Source organism: Asticcacaulis sp. AC402 (genome assembly GCF_000495835.1).
Classification (GTDB): domain Bacteria; phylum Pseudomonadota; class Alphaproteobacteria; order Caulobacterales; family Caulobacteraceae; genus Asticcacaulis.
Genome location: NZ_AWGC01000029.1, coordinates 43,041 through 63,176, shown reverse-complemented (window position 1 = coordinate 63,176; position 20,136 = coordinate 43,041). Strand labels below are relative to the sequence as shown.

The following is a 20,136-nucleotide window of genomic DNA, read 5'->3' as shown; positions in this document are numbered from 1 at the left end:
TTTTTCAGGTGAAAACCGCCCGGGGTTCAACTTCCGGGCGTTACCAAGAATGAAAAAGCACGGTAAACCGTCCGTTACCGCATCAAACACCAGCTGCCACCGCTTCTTAACATTTCTGCCCTAGCTTCCTACGATCAGACGGACGGCTCAGCCTATGCAAACACCCGACCAGCAACAGTTGCAGGACCTCCAGGAGAGGGTGAAACAGCTCAGTGAAAGCGAGGCTCGCGCTATCCATGCCGCCTTTCACGATTTCCAGACGGGCGCACCGAACCGGGCGGCGTTCCAGCGCGAACTGAGCCAGCGCCTGAAGGGTGATGCGCCATTTTCGCTGGCCCTGCTCGACCTCGACCGGTTCAAATATGTCAATGATACCTATGGCCATGCCGCCGGCGACATCCTGATCTGCGAGGTCACCGAACGGCTGCGCAATACCCTGCCGGCGGAGGCTTTCCTGGCGCGCCTGAGCGGTGACGAATTCGGCTTTATTCTGGCGACTGACGCGGCAGAGACGGCCGAAGTCATTTGCCGCCAGGTGGTCGACGCCTGCGCGACCGAATTCCTGGTCAATGGCAACGCCATCCAGATCGGTGCCTCTGTCGGCCTGTTCCTGGGCCAGGATTGCGGCCTGCGCGGTGTCACCGACCTGATGCGCTGCGCCGACATCGCCTTGTTCGCCGCCAAGCGCGCCGGGCGCAACCGCGTCTGCCGCTTCGACAAGAGCCTAGACGACAATCTGCGTCGCCGACGGGCCATCGAAGCCGGCCTGGCCAAGGCCATCGCTAACAAGGAACTGGAACTGTATTATCAACCGATCATCGCCGCCGCGACCCAGGAGGTCGCCGGGTTCGAAGCCCTGCTGCGCTGGAAGAGCGCCGATCTGGGCCAGGTGTCTCCGGCCGTCTTCATTCCCGTAGCCGAAGAGAGCGGGCTGATCCGCGGCATCGGCGACTGGGTTATCCGCCAGGCGCTCAACGACTGCGGCGACTGGCCACAGCAATATGTCGCCATCAACCTGTCGGCGCGTCAGTTTAACGGCACCGACATGGTGCAGATCCTGCGCGGCCATGCCGATGCCGCCGGCGTGCCCTATGGCCGCATCCATGTCGAAGTGACCGAAACGGCCTTTTTCGAGGACAGCCGCGGCGCTGCAGATACCCTTGGCGCCTTACGCAACCTTGGTTTTCGCATTGCTCTCGACGATTTCGGCACCGGTTATTCGTCGTTGTTCAGCGTCAAGAACTTCCCGCTCGACGTCATCAAGATCGACAAGTGTTTTATCGACGGCCTGGGCGTTGAGCCCCAGGCGGCACCGATCATCAGCGCGGTGATTCACCTGGCGCGCGGCCTGGGCCTTGGCGTTGTCGCCGAAGGGGTGGAAACCGAGGACCAGCGCCAGGCGCTGCAACGGCTGGGCTGTTCGCACCTGCAGGGCTATCTGTTCTCGAAACCGCAAAGCCGGAGCCATATCCTGACCTGGCTCAAGGGCCGACGGACGCTGGAACGCGAGAGCATATAGCCTGACGCGCTCAGAGGAAGCCTCCCAATCCCTCTCGGCCTGCCATCGAAAATGCCCCGTAAGGGTGCTCTTTCGATGGGGTGGCAAACAGAAAGGGATTGGCTGCGCTTCGCCAAACCTTCGCTTCGCTACGGTTACGAACCCACTTTTTTCTGCGAGGGTTCGAACCCTACTGTCACCACCCCATAGAAAAAGCCCCGCAAGGGGGCTTTGTCTATGGGGTGGCGGACAGAGAGGGATTCGAACCCTCGGTACGCTTTCACGTACACACGCTTTCCAAGCGTGCGCGATCGACCACTCCGCCACCTGTCCATCACCGCACGCCGGTCAGGTGGCGTTCGGAAGACGGCTCTTATAGCGTCGCCGCATGAATGAGCAAGCCCCTTTGCTACGCTTTTTTTGTAACCATATAACCAAAGAGCGCGTATAAATCGCGCAACGAAAAGGAATACCAACATGTTCGGTCTCAAAACCCAGATGGTCGCGCCAACCCAGGCCCTGGCCGGCCGCAGCGATGCCATCCCCACCGAAACGATTCACGCCGTGCTCGGCACGCCGCTGAAAGGCCCCTACCCGGACGGCACCGAGCAGGTCGTCTTCGCCATGGGCTGTTTCTGGGGCGTCGAGCGCAAGTTCTGGCAACAGGACGGAATCTACACCACCGCCGCCGGCTATATCGGCGGCTACACCCCCAATCCCACCTACAAGGAGGTCTGCTCCGGCCAGACCGGACACACCGAGGGCGTACTGGTGGTCTATGACCCCAAAATCGTCAGCTTCGCCCAGTTGCTGAAGCTGTTCTGGGAAAGCCACGACCCGACCCAGGGTCACCGTCAGGGTAACGACGTCGGCACCCAATACCGCTCGGCCATCTTCACGACCACGCAGGCGCAGTACGAAGCTGTCCTCGCCAGCAAGGCCGACTACCAGAAATCGCTGTCGGCCATCGGCAAGGGCGTTATCACCACCGAGATCTTCGGCCCCGTCACGCCGGCCGATGCCGAGGCCCCCGGCCAGACCACGGCCAAGCCCTTCTTCTTCGCCGAGGACTACCACCAGGGCTATCTGCACAAGAACCCGGACGGCTATTGCGGCCTGAAGGGCACAGGCGCGGTCTGCCCGATCTGACCTGACAGATCGCGCAGCACGGCCGGTAGCTGGGCCTCCAGGTCCTCGGCGATCAGGCCGGGACCGAAGGCTCTGGAGCATTGCGCGTGAATCCAGGCGGCGGCGCAGGCGGCTTCGAACACAGCCATGCCCTGCGCCACCAGACCGGCGGCAAACCCGGCCAGCACATCGCCCGACCCGGCAGTGGCCAGCCATGGCGGCGCCTCGCGATTGACGACGATCCTGCCGTCCGGGGCGGCAATGACTGTGTCCCTGCCCTTAAGCAGGACCACCGCCCCGCTGGTTCTGGCGGCCCGCAAGGCGCTGGCTTCGCGGTCGCTGACCTCACCGAACAGACGGGCGAATTCGCCGGCGTGCGGCGTCAGCAGAACCGGCGACGCGATGGCGTCGAACAGTTCGTCAGGCGCGTCCTTGAACACCGTTATGGCATCGGCATCGAGCACGCAGGCCTTGCCAGCTTTCAACGCCGCCAGGACCAGGTTGCGCGTACGATCATTGACCCCGGCGGCCGGCCCCATCAGCACGACGGTGATGCGCGGATCTTCGATACATGCGGCAAAGGCGGCTTCATCGCGGATGACCTTGGTCATCACCGCCTGTAACGCCGTGGCATAGACCATCAGGCTGGACGGGTCACAGGCGATCGACACCAGCCCGGCACCGATACGCAAGCAAGCCCGCGCCGCCAGCCGTGCCGCTCCGGTCGCAGCCATCGGCCCGCCCAGCACGACGGCATGGCCGCGGTCGTACTTGCTGCCTGCAGCGGCAGGGTTCGGAAAGCTGTCACGCCACAGATCTGGGGAATTGTCGCGAGCGGTCATGACGCCTATCATAGCGGCAAACCGTCGGGAGGCCAGAGTGAAGACAGGAATTATCGCGTTAGGATTAGCGGTGACAGGCGCATCGGCTCAAACCGAGCCGGTTCTGTCGGTGGATTTCAACGACCGTGCCGTTGGCGCCTATGCAACGGCCGATTTCCAGGCCGACTGGGGCCTGGTTCCGTCCGAATCGACCGGTTTGGCGGCAGGCCGCACGGTCATCGCCGCAGACCCCCTCGACCCAGCCAACCCGGTTTTGCGGGTCACCTATCCCGCCGGGCTGATCGGCGGCAATTCGGCCATGACCTTCACCACCCGCTTTGTGCCGTCCACGTCCTACTGGCTGCAGTACCGGGTGATGTTCTCGCCAGGCTTTGCCTGGGTCAAGGGCGGCAAGCTGCCAGGTCTGGGCGGTGGTGATTTCCCCACCGGCTGCCTGAAGGACGGCAGTTTCGATGGCTTTAGCACGCGGCTGATGTGGCGGGCGCAGGGCAGCGCCTGGGCCTATCTCTACCACCCCGGCAAGACGGACGACTGCGGCGACAACTACGCCATGAGCCGGTTCGAGGCCGGGAGATGGTATACGCTGACACAGCACATTGCGCTCAACGACATCGGGAAGGCCAATGGTTCCCTGGTCCAGTATGTCGACGGTATGGAGGTTCTGCGCCTGGACGGCCGGGTATGGCGGCGATCCGATGCTGTCAGGGTCGAGGGTATCAAGATGGACACCTTCTTCGGTGGCGCCACCCTGGATTGGGCGCCGCCGACGGATCAGATGGTCTATTTCGACGATTTCGTCGTCTCGGAGAAAAGCCCGCTGAAGTAAGAAAGATTTTGACCACGAACGGCACGAACGGACACGAACTTCAGACCTCTTTTGACTTTGCCGCGTAGCGGCATCTGTCGATAAAGGCCGCTACGTGGCGAATTCCGGCAGGCCTTGAAGTTCGTGCATGTTCGTGTCGTTCGTGGTCAAACCCTTTGGACGAATCCGCCGCACCGACATTTCAGGAGAACGGCACCACCCCGGCCAGGTCGCTCTGCCGCACCGGCCGTTCGCTATGACACGTGCACAGTCCTGCCTGCATCCGCACCCAGTCCTCAACGATCGACGCCTGCTGCTCGTAGCCGTAATCGTCAAACGGCCGGCCATCCAGCACATAATCATATCGCCCGCGTTCGCGCAGCACGTACCGCCACAACGTCATGCCACGCGCATATTGCCAGACATGGGTCAGTTCATGCGCCAGGACGGCCAGCAAAGCCGGATCTCCGCTGACATCTGCCGGCAGGTGCGGCCAGAAAATCCGCCGGCCGCGCACCACGATCTGAGCGCCTCGCCCGATCAGCATGGCCAGCCACGACACCCAAAGATGGGCGCGCACCAGTTCCACTCCGGTCACATCGATCGCCGCGACAAGGCCCTGAGGCAGGGCGGTCAATTCCCGGATGGTCAATCCGCGCCGCAACGCTGCCACGATCAACTCCCTCAAAAACGGTAGTGCCGCCTGGCGGCGGACAGCGCCTTATCACCCAAATTCTGGCCGATGCAAAGGACAGGTCATGCGTTTCGCCGTTTCACTCGCGCTCATCGCTGGGCTGGTTGCCAAACCGTTCCGGCGCCAGAGCGCAGTCCGATACAGTGTGACGCCACCGCACGGGCGTCCCCGTTTTCGGAAAACTGCTTTACAACTCAAGAACCTGGAGCGTGGCTTTGAGTCCATCAGAATACATCCCGCTCTCAAGTCTGCCAGACAAGCCGATCTGAAAAAGGTTGCCGGTATCGCGGACATTGTGAGCCACTGTAAACCCCTGTAGGGTCGCCGAAAAACAGGGGCTACGTATGGATTCAGCGACGCATAAGACGCCTCTGTGGCGACAACTCTATGTCCAGGTTCTGGTGGGGCTGGTCATTGGTGCCGCCATCGGTCTCATCTGGCCACAGTTTGCGTCACAACCGTGGATGAAGGCCATCGGCGACGGCTTCATCAATCTGATCAAGATGACCATTGCCGTCCTGGTCTTTTGCACCGTCGTCTCCGGCATAGGCCAGGTCAGCGAAGCCAAACAGATCGGCCGCGTCGGAATAAAGGCCATCTTCTATTTCGAAGTCGTCTCGACCTTCGCCCTGGTCATCGGGCTCCTGGTGGGCAATTTCGTCCGCCCGGGCGCCGGCATGCAGGCCACCGGCGACGCCTCGGCTGTGGCGCAATACGTGGCGCCCGACGCGCACCAGAACCTCAGCGAATTCCTGCTCGACATTATTCCGGACACCCTGCTAAGCGGCTTTGCCGAGGGCAATATCCTGCAGGTCCTGCTGGTCGCCATCCTGACCGGCTTTGCCCTGCAGCGCATCGGCCCGCCGGCGCAAGGCTTGCGCAACCTGATCGACGAAGGCAGCCACCTCGTTTTCGACATTATCAACATGATCATGAAGCTGGCGCCGCTTGGGGCGGCCGCGGCCATGGCCTTTACGCTCGGCAAGTACGGTGCGGCGGCGCTGGGCTCGCTGCTGGCCCTGATCGCCACCTTCTATGTCACGGCCGCCTTGTTCATCTTCGTGGTGCTGGGCCTTATCGCCTGGTGGTGCGGATTTTCAATCTTTCGTTTCGTCGCCTACCTGCGCGACGAACTGCTCATCGTGCTGGGGACCTCGTCGTCGGAAAGCGCCCTGCCCAACCTCATGCGCAAGATGGAGGCGCTTGGCTGCTCGCGGCCCGTGGTTGGCCTGGTGATCCCGACGGGTTACAGCTTTAATCTCGACGGCACCAACATCTACATGACCCTGGCCTCGCTGTTCATTGCCCAGGCCCTGGGTTACGAACTGACGCTGATGCAGCAACTAACCCTGCTGGGGGTAGCCATGCTGACATCAAAGGGGGCTACGGGCGTGACCGGTGCGGGTTTCATTACGCTGGGCGCCACCCTGGCCGTGGTCAATCCGGCCCTGGTCCCGGGCATGGCCATCGTGCTGGGCATCGACAAGTTTATGAGCGAATGCCGGGCACTGACCAACTTTATCGGCAATGGCGTGGCGTGCGTCGTCATCTCGCGCTGGGAAGGCGAACTGGACAAACAGCGCCTGAAGGACGGTCTGCGCACCAAACCTGTGTCTGACGCCGCTTAGGGCGACGAATGCTAAGCCTCATAAAGAATGACGCTTGGTATTCGCATTTTTTCAGATCAAACGCCGGACCAGGCGCCCCCATGGCGCCTCGCAAAAGCTCGGGCGCCCCAGAAACGTACACTGGCGCGCTTGCCAACCCGCGATGAGTCAAGGTCATCGAGGGTTGGTGTAAGTCCCAGGTTCCGTTTTTCGCGTGCCGGGCGCGCCTCATTGTTTTTTTACACGTCCCGGCGCAAGCCTGTGTGTTAAGATTTGGTTAATTTCGCTGGAGGTACTCGCCTATGTCCCACACATTGTCCCTCGGTGTCCTCACCGTTGTCGCCACCCTGATTCTTCCGGTCGTTGCCCATGCGCAATATTATCAGGACGACAGTTATCAGCGTCGCGACCCCAATCAGGGCCGCAACACCGGCGCTGTCGTTGGCGCCGTTGCCGGCGGCCTGCTGGGATCGCAGATTTCCAAGAACGAGCGCGGCCTGGGTACGATCGGCGGCGCCGTCATCGGCGGCGTCATCGGGTCTCAGGTTGGCAAGCGATACGACCGAAACTATGACCGCGGCTATGCCGACGGTGCCGACGCCCAGGGCGGCTACTACCAGCAGCAGCCGGCCTACTACGATGACGGCTATGCCAACAGCGGATACGTTCAGCAGCCCCAAACCTATAGCTCCGGCGGCTACCACACCTACAGCCAGCCGCAGGCCTATTCTTCGAGCGGCTATTCGAGCGGCAGCCATTACAGCCAGACCTATCAGGGCGCGGAAACCTACTACAGCCAGCCCCGGTACGAGGCAGGCTACGAAACCGCACCCGCCTATTCCGACGGCTGCGGTGTTCGCTACACCTGCCAGCCGGTCGCGACCTATTATGACGACAGCTATGACAACGGCGGTTACAGCCACGTCGCCTATGACGACGGCGGCTTTACCTCGTATCCGGCCACGACCCCGGCCTATGCGCCCTGCACCTGCGCCACCTACAGCAGCAGCCCGGTCTACTATTCCAGCCAGGCCTCCTACTCGACCGGCGTGCCAGTAACGTCCTATGGCTACGGCTATGGCAGTTACCGGCCCTACACCAGCGGTGTCTCCAGCGCGACGACCTATTCGTCGTCTTCGTCTTACGGCAGTGGCAGCTACTACTACGGTGGCACCGGTCACAATCGTCATGGAACCCACGGCGGTCATGGAACCCACGGTGGTCAAGGCAAGACCCATCACGGCGCCAAGCACCACAAGGGCGGCCACAAGAAGGGCTGGTAAGTCCCAGCACCTCCCCACGCGCTTCGTGTGGGGAGGGATCGTCGAAGACGACAACGACCATAAAGCGTCTGGAGTGGAATTTTGAGGTGAGCAGGTATCCGCTCTAAGTTTTTGTTTTGTCGCGCAATTTATCCAAAAACCACCGCACACTTTATCGGATTGTGCTCTAGGGATAAGTTTTGATGGAATCACAACCCCGCTCTAAGTTTTTGTTTTGACGCGCAATTTTTCCGAAAAGTGGTGCCCACTTTGTCGGATTGCGCTCTAGGCAGCGCAAAATCTTTCGGGCATAAGCGGGTCAACGTCCCTGAACCAAGAGCCGTTCATGCCCCCTATTCTTGCGTCGTTCGCCAACCGCACCAAAACCTTAGCAGGCTACTGGGCCGACAAGCTGTGGAACGCAGACGACCAGACCCTGCGCTGGCTGCTGGGCGCGCTGATTCTGGTGCTGGCCTGTTTCAACTTCCTGCGCGATGTCAATAATCCGAGACACGCCTTCTGGGATGAATCCTACTATATAACGGCGGCGGAACGGTACAAGGAAGACACGGCCCAGTTCGCCTCGCACCCGCCGCTGGGCTTCATGTTCATGGATCTCGGCCAGTCGATCGACCGTACCAATGACAAGCTCGACACCGCCTTCCTGGCCGACGTCAAGAAACTCGACACGCGCGTGGTACCCAAGGGTTACGACTTCACGGCCATACGCATGCCGTCTGCCCTGTTCGCCGTAGCCGGGGCGCTGCTGTTCTACCTGATCGTATTGCGGCTGACCAAGGAGGCGTTCGAAGCCTTTGTCTTCTCACTGCTGTTCGTCTTCGAGAACAGCTTCATCGTCCATTTTCGCGCCGCCCACCTCGATTCGTACCAGTTGACCTTCACCCTGGGCTCGATCCTGGTGTGGCTGAGCACCTTCGGCAAGGACCCGAAACGGCCGTTGCTGACCTTTGCCGTCTTCGGCCTCCTGTGCGGCCTCAGCTTCATGACCAAGGTCAACTCCCTGGTCATGGTCGCGTTATGCGGTATCACCCTGATCCGCAGCCTGTGGACCCTGCGCACGCGCGACAACCTGCTCAAATCGCTGGCGCGCGGAGGTGTGGCAGCTGGCGGATTCCTGGCCACGGTCGCCCTGGTGTTTGCCTTGCATGTCGTGCTGAACCCCAAGGCGCCGGACCCGGCCAGCAAGTCGGGCGAGCGCGACCTGCGCGCCATGAGCCAGCCCTATAAGGACTGGCTGCTCGACAAACGCCCTCTGGATCTCTCCGTCATCTGGAATGGCAGCTACGACTATTACAAGTACATGAAGGGCGACTTCACTGGCGCGATCCTGACCGAGCCCAACGGCTCACAACCGATCCTATGGCCGTTCATGCACAAGATCATCAACTACCGCTGGGACTTTGACGGCAAGCGCACGGCCTATATCCAGATGGTCGGCAATCCGGTCAACTGGGGCTTAGGCATTGTCGCCATTGTCGGCGCCGCTGTTCTGATTGTCGGCCGGCGGTCACGCCGGCTCAGCGACGGAGGCCAGGCCGAGGATTTCAACCGTCTTGAAGCCATCTTCGCCATGTTCATGATCTTCTGGCTGTTCCATATCTTCCTGGGCACCCAGCGCGTCATGTACGTCTATCACTACTTCATCGGCCTGGCGCTCAGCTTCATGATGCTCCCCCTGGTGTTCAGGATCGCGGCGCGCAAGTTCGCCTTCCTCGACAAGCACCGCTTCATCGTCCTGTGCAGCGTCAGCGTGCTGATTGCCGCCAGTTATTTGTTCTATGCGCCCCTGACCTATCATCAGCTGATGTCACGCCAGGCGTGCGAGATGCGCAACTGGCCGGTCAAGATGGTGGTGTGCCAACCGATGAAGAAGCGGCCGTCGGAAGCGGCGAAAACGCTGTAAGATAGACTTTTTCGCGCCTTCGCGTCTTCGCGTGATACCGCTCTAATGGCGGCCGCGTGTCAGAAAGAGGGTGTTTTCACGCGAAGAGGCGACGGCGCAGCGACGCTGTCAGGCCTCCACCTGAAGCAGCTTCCGCTCGTCTTTGCGCAGGCGCACCGCCGTCAGGACGCCGATCTTGTAGACACCGCTGTCGACGCCGATGCGCCATGCAAGATCCGTCACCGGGTCTTCGGGCGTATGGCCATGGACCACGACATACTGGCACGCCTGTTCGGCCAGCTGGAACCGCCCACGGATATACATGAAGGTCTCGGGTCCCTGGTCTTCCAGCGGTACGTCCGGATCGACCCCGGCATGGACGAACAAATAGTCATCGGTCTGAAACGACACCGGCATGGCCCGCAGCAAATCAAGATGCGCCGGATCGAAGGCACGGGCGAAATCATCGCGCACGTCGCACCAGATATCGATATCGTTGGCCAGGAAAGGCATGGCGACACCGTACGACTCCAGGGTCGCAGCCCCGCCCCAGATCCGCCACGTCTCCCCCGAGACCGGGTTGGCGAGGAAGCGCAGCAGCGCCTCCTCGTGATTGCCCTTCAAGGCGATGAAATCGCACCACGGCGCCTTTTGCAGCCGCAGGATCCGGTCCAGCACCTGGCGTGAGGCCGGTCCGCGATCGATATAGTCACCCAGCAGGATCAACCGCGGCCGTTCACCGATCATCTCCGCATCGTTGCGGATGCGCTCTACGAGACGCGCGAACAGGTCGTCGTAGCCGTGGATGTCGCCGATGGCATAGGTGAGTTGCGCAATATGGGAGGCCATGCCCTCCATGTAATGTATTGCACTGCAAACTAAAAGCCCACAAACCTTGGAGCGCATCTTAATCCAAGACGTGTGACGCACCGCTCAGGCGTTCCCGTTTTTGGATTAACACCAACCCACTTTGACTTTGACATTCTTTCCGCAATGGGACCCCTCCGTCTCGAGCCTCGCCGGCAGGCAGCGCTACGATCTTCGATCTCCGCTTGCTCGCCATGGCACGGGCCACCCCGCTCCCCATCGAAGGGATGTGGAGGAGAAAAAAGAATATGTTCAATGGTTTCTTCTCCTCCCCATTTCAAATGGGGAGGTGCCGAGCAAGCGAGCCCAAAGGGCGAAGCGCGTCGAGGCGGAGGGGTCTACCTACTGTCGATGTGTCAATCTTTTCGTTGATAGGTATTACACCAACCCGCGAAATTCTTGGTTCATCGCGGGTTGGCAACGTCGCCAGCGTACGTTTCTGGCCGCCCGAGCTTTTGCGAGGCGCCATGGGGGGCACCTGGTCCGGCGTTTGAGCTGAAAAAATGCGAATACCAGGAGTCATTCTTTATGAGGCTTGGCATTACTGCGTTCTTGACAGCGGGCGCTGTCAGGCCTTTGCTGACGCCATGACCTTTCTCGACTATGCCGCGCGTGGCAAGAACAACGGGTGGCGCTATGTTCTGGGCTGGATCCTGGCCCTGAGTGTCGGCACGGTCGTCGCGGTCGTCATCGCCATACCCGCGGTCCTGTTGACAGGGCGTCCGCTGGAGGTGGCGCAGCAGATGCAGTCGCCGCAGAACCCGGTCCTGTTCTTCGGCTTCCTGGCCCTGGTCTTCGGCGCCCTGCTGCTCGGTTTCGTCGCCGTCGTCCCACTGCTGCACGGCAAGACACCACGCGATATCGTCGGGCGCTGGGACTGGCCTGGATTTTTCACCGGCGGCCTTGTCTGGCTGGCCGTACTGACGGTGATGACCGGCATCGATTATCTCCTGCGGCCGGCCGGCTTCACCTGGACCGCCGAGAGGCTGAGCGTGACGGCGGTGGCGGTGACCTGCCTGGCCCTTGCGATCCAGACCTTTGCCGAGGAGTATATTTTTCGCGGTTACCTGACCCAGGGACTGCTGCTGGCAACGAAGCAGCCGATGACAGCCTCGCTCATCAGCGGTCTAATCTTTGGCGCCTGCCATATCCCCAACGGCCTGCCTCAGGCAGTGTGGGCGACCTTTTTTGGTGTCGTTCTGGCGCTTGTCGCCATCCGGACTGGCGGCCTGGCCTTCGGTTTCGCCCTGCACATGGTTAACAACATCTTCGGCGCGGTCGTCGTGGTATCGGATAACGACGTCTTCAAGAACGCCCCCGCCCTGCTGACTCAACGGACACCGGACCTGATGTGGTGGGACACCGTCGCAGGGGTGCTGATCCTGACGGTCGCCGCAGTGATCGTGATCCGCATCGCAAAACCGAAACCCGCTTAACTACTCCGCGACCGGCAGGTGGATATCTGTCACCAGGCGTTCGCCGCCATGGCGGGCCAACTGGACGACCACATCGATCAGCGAATTGGCATAGGCCAGGGTTTCGCTCCGCGTCAATTGCGTCCCCGACTGCAGGACCATCAGCGCTACCTGTTCCAGTGCGCCCTTGGGCGTATTGGCATGACAGGTGGTGAACGAACCCGGGTGGCCGGTATTGATGGCGCGCAGGAAGGTGTTCGCCTCTTCGCCGCGGATTTCACCGACGATGATCCTGTCCGGGCGCAGACGCAGACTGGCCTGCAGCAGGTCGTTGATGGTCACCCGCGCCTCGCCCATATCGCCCTTGACCGCCACCAGGCGCAAAGAATTGGCATGGCTGTCGACGATTTCCGGCGTGTCCTCGACCAGGATGATGCGCTCGTGCGCCGGGATGGCCTTCAGCATGGCGTTCAGAAACGTCGTCTTGCCCGATGAGGTACCGCCCGACACCAGGATGGTCTTGCGCGCGGCTACCGCCTCTTTGAGAAAAGTGATCGGGTGCTTGTGAGCAAAGGCCAGATCGTCGCGCCGGGCCTTGCGCGACGTATCGGGGATGGGACCGCGGTCATAGTCGTCCAGGCTCATATCGACCATGCGGTGGCGACGGATGGCCAGGGCCCAGTGTTTCGCTGCCGGCGGCCCGACAAGCTGCACCCGTTCCCCCGTCGGCAGGCTGGCGGCCAGCAGCGGGTTTTCGCGGTTGATGCCCTGGTGGGCCATGCGCGCGATCTGGGCGGCCAGGCGCGACAGCAGGATGTCGTCGACTTCAGGCATGTCAAAGCGCTGCATCGCCGCCTGGCCCGCGGCTTCCACCCAGACTTCACCCGGTTTATTGACCAGGATTTCCGTAACCTCGTCGCGTTCCAGAAAGTCCATGAACGGCTTGAGATAGGTCCGCAGATAGACCCCGTCGAGCGGAATAACAGTGTCTGCATTGGCTACGGCCATGGTCACTGACCCAGGTTGAAATCGAGATCGCGGGCCGTGAAAACCTGAATCGAGGCGCCTTGCGGCACCTTGATGGTTGGCGGAATCTTGATGTCGTTCGACAAGGCCTCGCCGATAACGCCGGTGGCGCCGGACGATGAGCCGATGACAATGGTCGACCCGTTCCTGCCAGCGGCACTGGACAAACCATTGACCACCGACAGCAGGATCGCCGAACCGAAACGTTTGGCAAAGTGGCTGTCAACCTTGCCCGACATGCCGGCCTGGCCCAGGTCATCGGTCGCCGGCGAGGCCAGTTGGATTGACAGGCCGTCCGGACGGATCAGCCGGTTCCATACGATAAACGCGCGGGTCTCACCGCTGGTCAGACCGCTCTTGTATTGGCCGATCAGGCGCGATCCCTTGGGAATCAGGATGGCGGTGCCGTCGAAACTGCGGATGTCGCGCGAAACAACGGCGCGCGTATAGCCCGGCAGGTCGGAATTGATCGCCGTCTCCAGCGTCGCCGGAATCACCGCCCCCTGAGGCACAACCTTGGACGGATCACCAATACGCCAGGCGCGCTGGCTAACCTCGCCATTGGCCGAGGCCAGAAACTGCTGATTGGGATTCAGCGCCGGGGGGGGCGCCGTTCCCGGTGCCGCACCCTGGGCGGCCGGGGTATCCGTGCCCGGCGGCTGCGAATTGTCGACGATCATCGCCGGGGCTCGGCCCCCGGCAGGATCGACTGGCGCCTGGGTCGCGGGCGGCTGTTGATTAGCGCCCGGCGGCATGGGCTGGACAAAGCTCTGAGGCGGCGTCTCACTACTCATCGGCGGATTGGCGCTGGGGTCGATCGGCGGCAGGGTCGAGGTCGGCGGTGCCACCTGGGTCGGCGGCGGGGGCTGTTGTCCGGCCGGCGGGTTGCGGATGCTGAGCATGGCGATCAGACCCAGTGCGACCGCACCGATGATACCGGCAGCCAGGCCCAGTTGATCACCCAGCGTGCCCTTTTTGGCAACCTGCGGCAGAGCGTTTGCAGAGGCGGCGTCGAGCTCACTCTCGGGCAGGTTCAGGCGCGGATCGTTGCCGGCGGGAAGCGGATTGCGGGCCATTACTTACCTCCCTTGGGACGTGGCTTGGGCGACAGAGCGTCCAGACCTTCGACACGGTAGGAATCGTTAAACACTATGGTCTTCGAGTCGCCCTGGCGCATGACGAAGCCGCGCGCCACCTGCTCAATCACCATGTAGTCGCCGCGCGTGGCATAGTTGATCAGGCTTTCGCTGTTGTCAGCATTCAGCGCATAGACCGCCGGGGTTTCCGCGCCGGCAGGCCAGCGCAGATAGGTCGAGACACCATCGTCGAAGATACGGATCGGCACCAGGCCGGCTGAACCCGAATAGGTATAGGCGGTATTGCGCTTTTCCGGAACCGGCAGGAAGCCGTTGGGATCCACAGGCTTGCCCGGGGCATTGGTCGCCTGGGCCGGGGCCGGCGGATACAGGAAGCGCAGATCGTAGACGACGCGGCCCCTGGCGCAATCGCCTGACGGTGCCATGTTCAGCTCAAAATTGTAGCTGCGCCGGTTGGTGACGATCGACATGTTGGAGAAGGCATTGGCGATTAACGGTTTGACGAAGAGAAGGTTGGCCTTCCGGTTCGCCGTAACCTGCCATTGGGCGGCGTCACCCAGGCCGACATTCTCAATCAACTCGCCAGCCTCGAAAGAGATCATGGTCTGGAAATTCAGGCAGCCTTCCAGGCCGATGATCGCCCCGGCGTCAAAGGGAATGGTCGTGAGACGGATATCGTCTTCATCGTCCTGGGCAAAAGCCGGCATTGCGGCCCCGCAGACTACAAAGAGCGTCAGCAGGGCAAAAGACGCGGAATGGAACAGGGTTTGGTGTTTCATCATGATCGAGGCTCCTGAGTAGCAGGAGGAAGCTTGGGCGCCGCCTGGGCGGCGGACGGTACGCCGGTGGGCGAGGTACGGTCACGAAACCGCTGACCCAGGCCCTGGACGCGGGTGAATCGGTCTCCGGACGTCGACCTGGCCTGGGGATCGTAGAGCCCCAGAGCCTCGGTCCGACTATTGGTGCCACCGCCGCCGCTCTGCCCGCTCCCGCCCCCGCCGTCGCGCATGACCGCGGTGACCAGGGGCTCGGTGCGGGCATAGGCGTCGTTGACGCTCCGGCCCGATGCATCGGTGAACATAGAAACCTGTTGGGTCGATGACGAAGGCGCGGCCGGCTCCGGGTTGCCGCGCACATTGGGCGTCTCACGCAGGGCAGCCTGCCAGTCGCGGACCAGCGAAGACGCCACCCACATCAGGGTGAAAAGGAAAGCCGCATAGATCAGAGAGCCCATGAACAGGATGACCATCGGCTGGACCGCCTGTACAGCGCGCTGAGGATCGGCCACGATGGCGTCCAGCAACGGCGCGAACAGCATCAGGGCTGCCGTTCCGCCCAGAACGGTCAGCAGCGGTGCCAGGGCAAAGATCAGCGTGGTGCGGATCCAGCCGTTGAACAGCCCGCGCGTCTGCGGGAACAGGGCCAGGACGATAAAGATCGGCCCCAGGATCAACAGGAGGTACAGCACCAGCCGCGTCAGGATCAGCACACCCAGGGTGGAGCACAGCAGGAACAAACCGCTTAGCCAGAACAGGGTAACCGGCATGGACTTCGACTGGACCAGGGTGGCGACCAGTTCCGGCTGCTGCGCCGTCGAGGACGTAATCGACGTCGATCCGTCGAGCGTTCGCGCAATCTGCGCAAAGCGCACAAACAAACCGTCCAGATTCTGGGCGAAGTTCATCACCGCGCTGCCCTTGTGCCCCAGCAGGGCTGCGGCCACCTCGTCCGGTCCGCCCATGAACAGGCCATAGAAGACAGCGTGATAGGCCGGCCACACGCTAACGAACGTCAGGACCAGGACCATGGTCATGATGCGCGGCGACATCATGGTCACCGTCAGTTGCGTCCGGCCGGTCAGGAAACCGTAGGCGATAAGCGCGACATAGATCACCAGCATGGTGGTCAGGGCGTAACCAAAGGCCCCGCCCGCACCGAACAGCCTGTCATAGCCGACCTTGACTGCCGCATTGATATGGCAGTCCATGGCCTCCAGCGATCCGGAGACCGAGGTTTCACCGACCAGGGTGATCTGGCGGCAGACATTCGCCTGGAGCATCATGCGTGGCCCCGCTTTCTGGGCGCCGATGTTTCGGGATAGGGTGTGCCGATCAGAGGCTGCCACCAGTCGCGCGGATCGTCGCCATACTGCGCCCGCAGTTCGTCAAGCTGGCGCACCGTGCTTTCACGGCCCGAAAGCACGGTCAGTATATCCGGCATGGTGCTTAAGTCCAGGCGCGCGACGACGCTATGGTTGCCGTGCTTAACCAGGAAGGCGCGGGAATGGGCCGGTATCGCCCGGATCAGGTCCAACTCATGCACCGTAAGGCCAAAGCCGTCGCAGTAATCCTCGACCTGGGCGCGCGGATTGGGCATGAATATCTGAGTCGCGGCCTGTTCGATGATGGCGGTCGAGATGCGGCTGTCGAGAGCGTCGCGCGCTGACTGGGTGCCGAAGCCCAGTATGGCATTGCGCTTGCGCAGCGTCTTCATCCAGTTGCGGATGGCGGCGGCAAAGATCTCGTCGTCCAGCGCCTTCCAGCCCTCGTCGATAATGATGATGGTCGGCTGGCCGTCCAGACGTTCCTCGACCCTCTGGAACAGGTACATCATGCACGGCGTGCGCAAAACCGGCTCATTGAGCAGCAGAGTCATGTCGAAGCCGAGCGTGCGCGCGTCCATATCGAGCAAATCGGTTTCGTTGTCGAACAGCCAGGCGGCTTCCCCGTCCCCGACCCACGGGTTGAGGCGCGCCGCCAGGTCGCCATGGGTCGGCCGGCGCGCGCCGCCCAGGAGTTCGCGGAAATAGCGCAGGCGGCGATATTGCGGGTCCTGCTCGAAATTGGCGTCGACCGCCTCGGTGATGATCGCTTCTTCTTCCGAGTTCAGCGGCAGTTCCGGCCGTGCCAGCAGTTGCGCAATCATGGCCCGCAGGAAGGCCCGGTTGCCGGCATTGTCAGCCAGTTGCAGGGGGTTGAAGCCGGTCGGCTCGCCCGGACGCAGGCTGGCATAATGGCCGCCGACGGCGCGAATAAATATCTCGGCGCCGCGGTCCTTGTCGAACAACACCGTGCGCGGCTTGAACTTCTGCGCCTGGGCAGCGAGGAAGTTAAGCACCACCGTCTTGCCCGAACCCGAAGGCCCGATGACGGTGAAGTTGCCAAGATCGGCTTTGTGGAAGTTGAAATAGTAGGGCGTGCCCGACGAGGTCTCGAAGACGCTGACCGCCTGGCCCCAATGATTGCCCTCGGGCTGGCCAATCGGAAAACCATGCAGCGAAGCAAAAGAAGCATAGGCGCCGGTCGAGATCACCGCCTTGCGGGCGATATAGGGTTCGTTGCCGGGAAACTGCGCCCAGAAGGCCGGTTCGAGATTGACGTCTTCACGGACCGCTACGGCGCCGAGATCGGCCAGGGCCGCCAGACACTGGGCCGAAGCGGGGTCCAGTTCAGCCAGGGACTTGGCGCGGACCAGCAGGCTGAGATGGTGTTCGCCGAGCGCGAAATTGCCGGTGGCGAGGTCGTCCTTGGCCGAGATCAACCCCTGGCGCAGCGACATGGCCTCTTCGTCGGCGGCACGCATCCGGCGCAGGGCCAGGTTGATGCGTTCCATGCCGATCTGACGGTCGACGAAGGCGAAGCTCTCGGTCAGGGTCATTTCGAAAGGCAGGCGCAGGATCGAGTCGCACATGCCGGGCGTGGCGTGGGGCGGGTAGTCCTTCAGGCTCAATATGGCCGAAAAGTCCTTGCCATTGCCCAGGCTCGACTGTTCCATGGCCTCAAGGCCGAAGGAGGAACGACGGTATGGCAGATAGTGGCCGATATCGCTGACCGGTTTCAGCACCGGCCGCATCTCGCCGTTATACAGACACGACAAAAGCTCCAGTGGCTCGGAGCAGCGGCCATTGGCCGTGTCGTAACCACCGAGTGGCCGCGGACCGTAGGCCTGCAACGCCGCCATCAGGGCTTCCGTGGCCGCCTGAAGCTCGCGATGGGTGCTGGCCAGGGCGGCCGCCTCGGCATTGGCGCCGACACCGCGGCCCAGCATGCTCGCCAGGCCATCGGCAAAGCCGACCTTGCCCTTGGGGTTGCGGCGAACGATGGTGATAAAGAGGTCGTTGACGAACAGCTGGCGCGACTTAAGCTTGTCCTGCCACTGCTGCTGGATCAGGCTGCACACCGGATCGTCATAGGCCGCCGGCATGGTGACACTGACACGGCGGCGGATAATGTGGTGATACAGGACAAACCGCGACGAACCGACGGCGCGCAGGGCCGCCGCACGAACGATCTGGCGGTGATTGACCTCTTCAGTGTCGGCCGTCTCGAAGGCGAAGCCTTCAAGATAGATGGACTGCATCAGGGACCCGTCACGCAGGATGATGGTCCGGTCGTCGAGCAGGCGGTCATAGGGCAGGCGATCGCCAACGCGCTGTTCGTTTTTGAACCAGCCGGCAAATCCACTAAACGGTTTGGGCGCATCGGCCATGGGCAATTTACGGTCGGTAGGAGTTACAGCGCCAGTGACGGAAGTTCCGCACGCGCGGGCAGCGCGAAACCTTGGTCAGCCACAGGTCGAAGACGCGCGGCTCACGCAAACAGGCAAGGTAGCCGATGGCATGAACGACCAGCGCAACGGCCAGGGCCCAGAAGGAGCGCGTGATGAGAAAGGCTTCGGTAGTGACGACGCCATTGATGATGAAATAGGAATAGGTCACCCCGGCAAACATCTGCGGCTGGGTCAGCGCCTTGAAGACCGTGGATTTGATCAGTTCAGCCACCTTAGCCAGCCATGGACTGGATACCGGCGACAATGGTCCCGGCGCCGAACAGGATGAAGACGCCGATGATAACCGTAGCGCCGTAGCGCCAGTTCATCCGCCCGGTCAGCATCATGAAGCCGACGACGGCGACGGCGATCACGGCCGCCATGGTGGCGACCTGACCCAGAAGTGTGTCACGGATCCAGCTGATCGCGCCAGTGATCGGCGACGACCCGGCGGGTCCGGATTGGGCAGCGGCTTGGCTCGCCGTCACGGCAAACGCCGTCGCAGTCATAAGAATTTGGGACATCAGCTTTTTCATACGCGTCTCGCCTTCGTAGCGGGGAATCACAAATTAGATTGCGGCGAATGTCGCGCAACCTCCGGCCTTTAGCAAGGGCTGTAGAGACGCTATGTGACGGTACGATGACAGCGCGCATATACAGATGTGACAACCGCGACAAAATTCGTGGTCACCTGACACTCGTTCGAGACGGACACTGACAAAACGGCTTCGGAAAGCGACCGTTAAGTCGATTACCGCATTCCAAAACAACTTGGACTCGACCAAAAATGCCGCGATCATCACAAAAACCGCGACAATCATCAGGGCGTACTTTAGGGACACAATTACCCGTCGGACAGGCTCAACCGACGGGTTGCGACCTCGAACACCGACAGCCGCGTTCCGGACAGGCCCGGGTTAAGATCGCTGCTGTCTGGATCGGTCACGTCTTGATCGTTGCGAATCGCCTGGGTAAGGGCCTTGTCCGGATTGTAGGCAGTACCCTTGCCGTCAATCAGACGCATCACCGGCAACGACTTGTCAGCCAGGGGCTTACACCAAGCCTCATAAAGAATGACTCTTGGTATTCGCATTTTTTCAGCTCAAGCGCCGCATGGCTCCTCGCGTAAGCTCAGGCGGGCAAGAAGCGTTCTTTGGCGCCCTTGCCAATCCACGATGAGTCAAGGTCATCGTGGATTGGTATTACTGGCGGCATTGTTTATCGGCCATCGTACAACCACCGCCACGGCGCCTTTCGGGGCGTCGGGATAGTCGGCAACAGACAACATATTGTTGACCACCACCTCCGCCGCGCCGGCACGTACGGTCTGGTCGATATCGTTCACACCCGCAGCCAGGTCGATACCGCAGAGCAGGAGACGGCGCATGGGACGCCTCAGGTGTTACGAATTGTCCTGCCAGCCAACGCCCCCCAGCGTAAGCAA

19 protein-coding genes and 1 tRNA gene are annotated in these 20,136 nt (G+C 61.7%); 7 read left to right on the top strand and 13 right to left on the bottom strand.

Annotated elements, in window-relative coordinates:
• The first annotated feature begins 154 nt into the window (after positions 1-154).
• Positions 155-1,519 (top strand): bifunctional diguanylate cyclase/phosphodiesterase, encoded by a 1,365-nt coding sequence (locus tag ABAC402_RS35815; protein ID WP_023450707.1) that lies wholly within the window; start codon positions 155-157, stop codon positions 1,517-1,519.
• Between the two features lie 222 nt (positions 1,520-1,741).
• On the opposite strand, the gene ABAC402_RS35810 is transcribed toward ABAC402_RS35815, so the two are convergent.
• A tRNA-Ser gene (locus ABAC402_RS35810) sits at positions 1,742-1,831 on the bottom strand.
• 144 nt (positions 1,832-1,975) lie between these two features.
• Between ABAC402_RS35810 and msrA the strand changes: the two genes are divergently transcribed.
• Entirely contained in the window at positions 1,976-2,647 is a 672-nt protein-coding gene (gene msrA / locus ABAC402_RS35805) for a peptide-methionine (S)-S-oxide reductase MsrA (RefSeq protein WP_023450706.1), read from the top strand.
• Here msrA and ABAC402_RS35800 read toward each other — a convergent pair.
• The gene (locus tag ABAC402_RS35800; protein ID WP_235079994.1) at positions 2,605-3,468 is read right to left on the bottom strand and encodes an NAD(P)H-hydrate dehydratase; all 864 of its coding nucleotides are present in this window, start codon (positions 3,466-3,468) and stop codon (positions 2,605-2,607) included. The two genes, msrA and ABAC402_RS35800, sit on opposite strands and share 43 nt — an antisense overlap.
• 37 nt (positions 3,469-3,505) lie before the next feature.
• On the opposite strand from ABAC402_RS35800, the gene ABAC402_RS39435 reads away from it, so the two are divergent.
• On the top strand, positions 3,506-4,294 hold the full coding sequence (locus ABAC402_RS39435) for a polysaccharide lyase (protein ID WP_155847452.1): 789 nt from the start codon (positions 3,506-3,508) through the stop codon (positions 4,292-4,294).
• Positions 4,295-4,475: 181 nt separating this feature from the next.
• On the opposite strand, the gene ABAC402_RS35795 is transcribed toward ABAC402_RS39435, so the two are convergent.
• A complete protein-coding gene (locus ABAC402_RS35795; RefSeq protein WP_235079993.1) occupies positions 4,476-4,946 on the bottom strand; it encodes a hypothetical protein in 471 nt (156 codons plus the stop codon).
• 365 nt (positions 4,947-5,311) lie between these two features.
• Between ABAC402_RS35795 and dctA the strand changes: the two genes are divergently transcribed.
• From dctA to ABAC402_RS35780, 3 genes are all read left to right on the top strand, one after another.
• Complete coding sequence (gene dctA, locus ABAC402_RS35790; RefSeq protein ID WP_023450702.1) at positions 5,312-6,595, top strand: C4-dicarboxylate transporter DctA; 1,284 nt, start codon at positions 5,312-5,314, stop codon at positions 6,593-6,595.
• A gap of 281 nt (positions 6,596-6,876) precedes the next feature.
• The gene (locus ABAC402_RS40970) at positions 6,877-7,857 is read left to right on the top strand and encodes a glycine zipper 2TM domain-containing protein (protein ID WP_023450701.1); all 981 of its coding nucleotides are present in this window, start codon (positions 6,877-6,879) and stop codon (positions 7,855-7,857) included.
• A gap of 325 nt (positions 7,858-8,182) precedes the next feature.
• Complete coding sequence (locus ABAC402_RS35780; RefSeq protein WP_023450700.1) at positions 8,183-9,760, top strand: phospholipid carrier-dependent glycosyltransferase; 1,578 nt, start codon at positions 8,183-8,185, stop codon at positions 9,758-9,760.
• Between the two features lie 108 nt (positions 9,761-9,868).
• Here ABAC402_RS35780 and ABAC402_RS35775 read toward each other — a convergent pair whose 3' ends face one another.
• Positions 9,869-10,588 (bottom strand): metallophosphoesterase family protein, encoded by a 720-nt coding sequence (locus tag ABAC402_RS35775; protein ID WP_052025359.1) that lies wholly within the window; start codon positions 10,586-10,588, stop codon positions 9,869-9,871.
• Positions 10,589-11,193: 605 nt separating this feature from the next.
• Here ABAC402_RS35775 and ABAC402_RS39425 point away from each other — a divergent pair.
• Positions 11,194-12,042: a CPBP family intramembrane glutamic endopeptidase gene (locus ABAC402_RS39425; RefSeq protein ID WP_023450697.1), complete on the top strand. Its 849-nt coding sequence runs from the start codon at positions 11,194-11,196 to the stop codon at positions 12,040-12,042.
• Here ABAC402_RS39425 and virB11 read toward each other — a convergent pair whose 3' ends face one another.
• From virB11 to ABAC402_RS35730, 9 genes are all read right to left on the bottom strand, one after another.
• Positions 12,043-13,029 carry a P-type DNA transfer ATPase VirB11 gene (virB11, locus tag ABAC402_RS35770; RefSeq protein ID WP_031235904.1) on the bottom strand — a complete coding sequence of 329 codons (987 nt, stop codon included), beginning with the start codon at positions 13,027-13,029 and terminating at the stop codon, positions 12,043-12,045.
• Between the two features lie 2 nt (positions 13,030-13,031).
• The gene (gene virB10 / locus ABAC402_RS35765) at positions 13,032-14,123 is read right to left on the bottom strand and encodes a type IV secretion system protein VirB10 (protein ID WP_023450695.1); all 1,092 of its coding nucleotides are present in this window, start codon (positions 14,121-14,123) and stop codon (positions 13,032-13,034) included.
• Complete coding sequence (locus tag ABAC402_RS35760; protein WP_023450694.1) at positions 14,123-14,926, bottom strand: TrbG/VirB9 family P-type conjugative transfer protein; 804 nt, start codon at positions 14,924-14,926, stop codon at positions 14,123-14,125. Before ABAC402_RS35760 ends, virB10 begins: the two co-directional genes overlap by 1 nt.
• Positions 14,923-16,206 carry a type IV secretion system protein gene (locus ABAC402_RS35755; protein ID WP_023450693.1) on the bottom strand — a complete coding sequence of 428 codons (1,284 nt, stop codon included), beginning with the start codon at positions 16,204-16,206 and terminating at the stop codon, positions 14,923-14,925. Before ABAC402_RS35755 ends, ABAC402_RS35760 begins: the two co-directional genes overlap by 4 nt.
• The gene (locus ABAC402_RS35750) at positions 16,203-18,632 is read right to left on the bottom strand and encodes a VirB4 family type IV secretion/conjugal transfer ATPase (RefSeq protein WP_023450692.1); all 2,430 of its coding nucleotides are present in this window, start codon (positions 18,630-18,632) and stop codon (positions 16,203-16,205) included. The genes ABAC402_RS35755 and ABAC402_RS35750 overlap by 4 nt, the downstream gene beginning before the upstream one ends.
• A 7-nt stretch (positions 18,633-18,639) precedes the next feature.
• The gene (locus tag ABAC402_RS35745) at positions 18,640-18,924 is read right to left on the bottom strand and encodes a type IV secretion system protein VirB3 (RefSeq protein WP_023450691.1); all 285 of its coding nucleotides are present in this window, start codon (positions 18,922-18,924) and stop codon (positions 18,640-18,642) included.
• Position 18,925: 1 nt separating this feature from the next.
• Positions 18,926-19,216 carry a TrbC/VirB2 family protein gene (locus tag ABAC402_RS35740; protein ID WP_235079992.1) on the bottom strand — a complete coding sequence of 97 codons (291 nt, stop codon included), beginning with the start codon at positions 19,214-19,216 and terminating at the stop codon, positions 18,926-18,928.
• Between the two features lie 320 nt (positions 19,217-19,536).
• Positions 19,537-19,785, bottom strand: coding sequence for a hypothetical protein (locus ABAC402_RS35735; protein WP_155847451.1), 249 nt, complete (start codon positions 19,783-19,785; stop codon positions 19,537-19,539).
• Between the two features lie 93 nt (positions 19,786-19,878).
• Positions 19,879-20,079 (bottom strand): hypothetical protein, encoded by a 201-nt coding sequence (locus tag ABAC402_RS35730; protein WP_023450688.1) that lies wholly within the window; start codon positions 20,077-20,079, stop codon positions 19,879-19,881.
• Between the last annotated feature and the right edge of the window lie 57 nt (positions 20,080-20,136).

Excerpts from the sequence above, each read along its gene's own strand:
- ABAC402_RS35815 (WP_023450707.1), top strand. The coding sequence starts at position 155 with ATGCAAACACCCGACCAGCAACAGTTGCAGGACCTCCAGGAGAGGGTG.
- msrA (WP_023450706.1), top strand. The coding sequence starts at position 1,976 with ATGTTCGGTCTCAAAACCCAGATGGTCGCGCCAACCCAGGCCCTGGCC.
- ABAC402_RS35800 (WP_235079994.1), bottom strand. The coding sequence starts at position 3,468 with ATGACCGCTCGCGACAATTCCCCAGATCTGTGGCGTGACAGCTTTCCG.
- dctA (WP_023450702.1), top strand. The coding sequence starts at position 5,312 with ATGGATTCAGCGACGCATAAGACGCCTCTGTGGCGACAACTCTATGTC.
- ABAC402_RS40970 (WP_023450701.1), top strand. The coding sequence starts at position 6,877 with ATGTCCCACACATTGTCCCTCGGTGTCCTCACCGTTGTCGCCACCCTG.
- ABAC402_RS35780 (WP_023450700.1), top strand. The coding sequence starts at position 8,183 with ATGCCCCCTATTCTTGCGTCGTTCGCCAACCGCACCAAAACCTTAGCA.
- ABAC402_RS35775 (WP_052025359.1), bottom strand. The coding sequence starts at position 10,588 with ATGGCCTCCCATATTGCGCAACTCACCTATGCCATCGGCGACATCCAC.
- ABAC402_RS39425 (WP_023450697.1), top strand. The coding sequence starts at position 11,194 with ATGACCTTTCTCGACTATGCCGCGCGTGGCAAGAACAACGGGTGGCGC.
- virB11 (WP_031235904.1), bottom strand. The coding sequence starts at position 13,029 with ATGGCCGTAGCCAATGCAGACACTGTTATTCCGCTCGACGGGGTCTAT.
- virB10 (WP_023450695.1), bottom strand. The coding sequence starts at position 14,123 with ATGGCCCGCAATCCGCTTCCCGCCGGCAACGATCCGCGCCTGAACCTG.
- ABAC402_RS35760 (WP_023450694.1), bottom strand. The coding sequence starts at position 14,926 with ATGATGAAACACCAAACCCTGTTCCATTCCGCGTCTTTTGCCCTGCTG.
- ABAC402_RS35755 (WP_023450693.1), bottom strand. The coding sequence starts at position 16,206 with ATGATGCTCCAGGCGAATGTCTGCCGCCAGATCACCCTGGTCGGTGAA.
- ABAC402_RS35750 (WP_023450692.1), bottom strand. The coding sequence starts at position 18,632 with ATGGCCGATGCGCCCAAACCGTTTAGTGGATTTGCCGGCTGGTTCAAA.
- ABAC402_RS35740 (WP_235079992.1), bottom strand. The coding sequence starts at position 19,216 with ATGTCCCAAATTCTTATGACTGCGACGGCGTTTGCCGTGACGGCGAGC.
- ABAC402_RS35735 (WP_155847451.1), bottom strand. The coding sequence starts at position 19,785 with ATGCGAATACCAAGAGTCATTCTTTATGAGGCTTGGTGTAAGCCCCTG.
- ABAC402_RS35730 (WP_023450688.1), bottom strand. The coding sequence starts at position 20,079 with ATGCGCCGTCTCCTGCTCTGCGGTATCGACCTGGCTGCGGGTGTGAAC.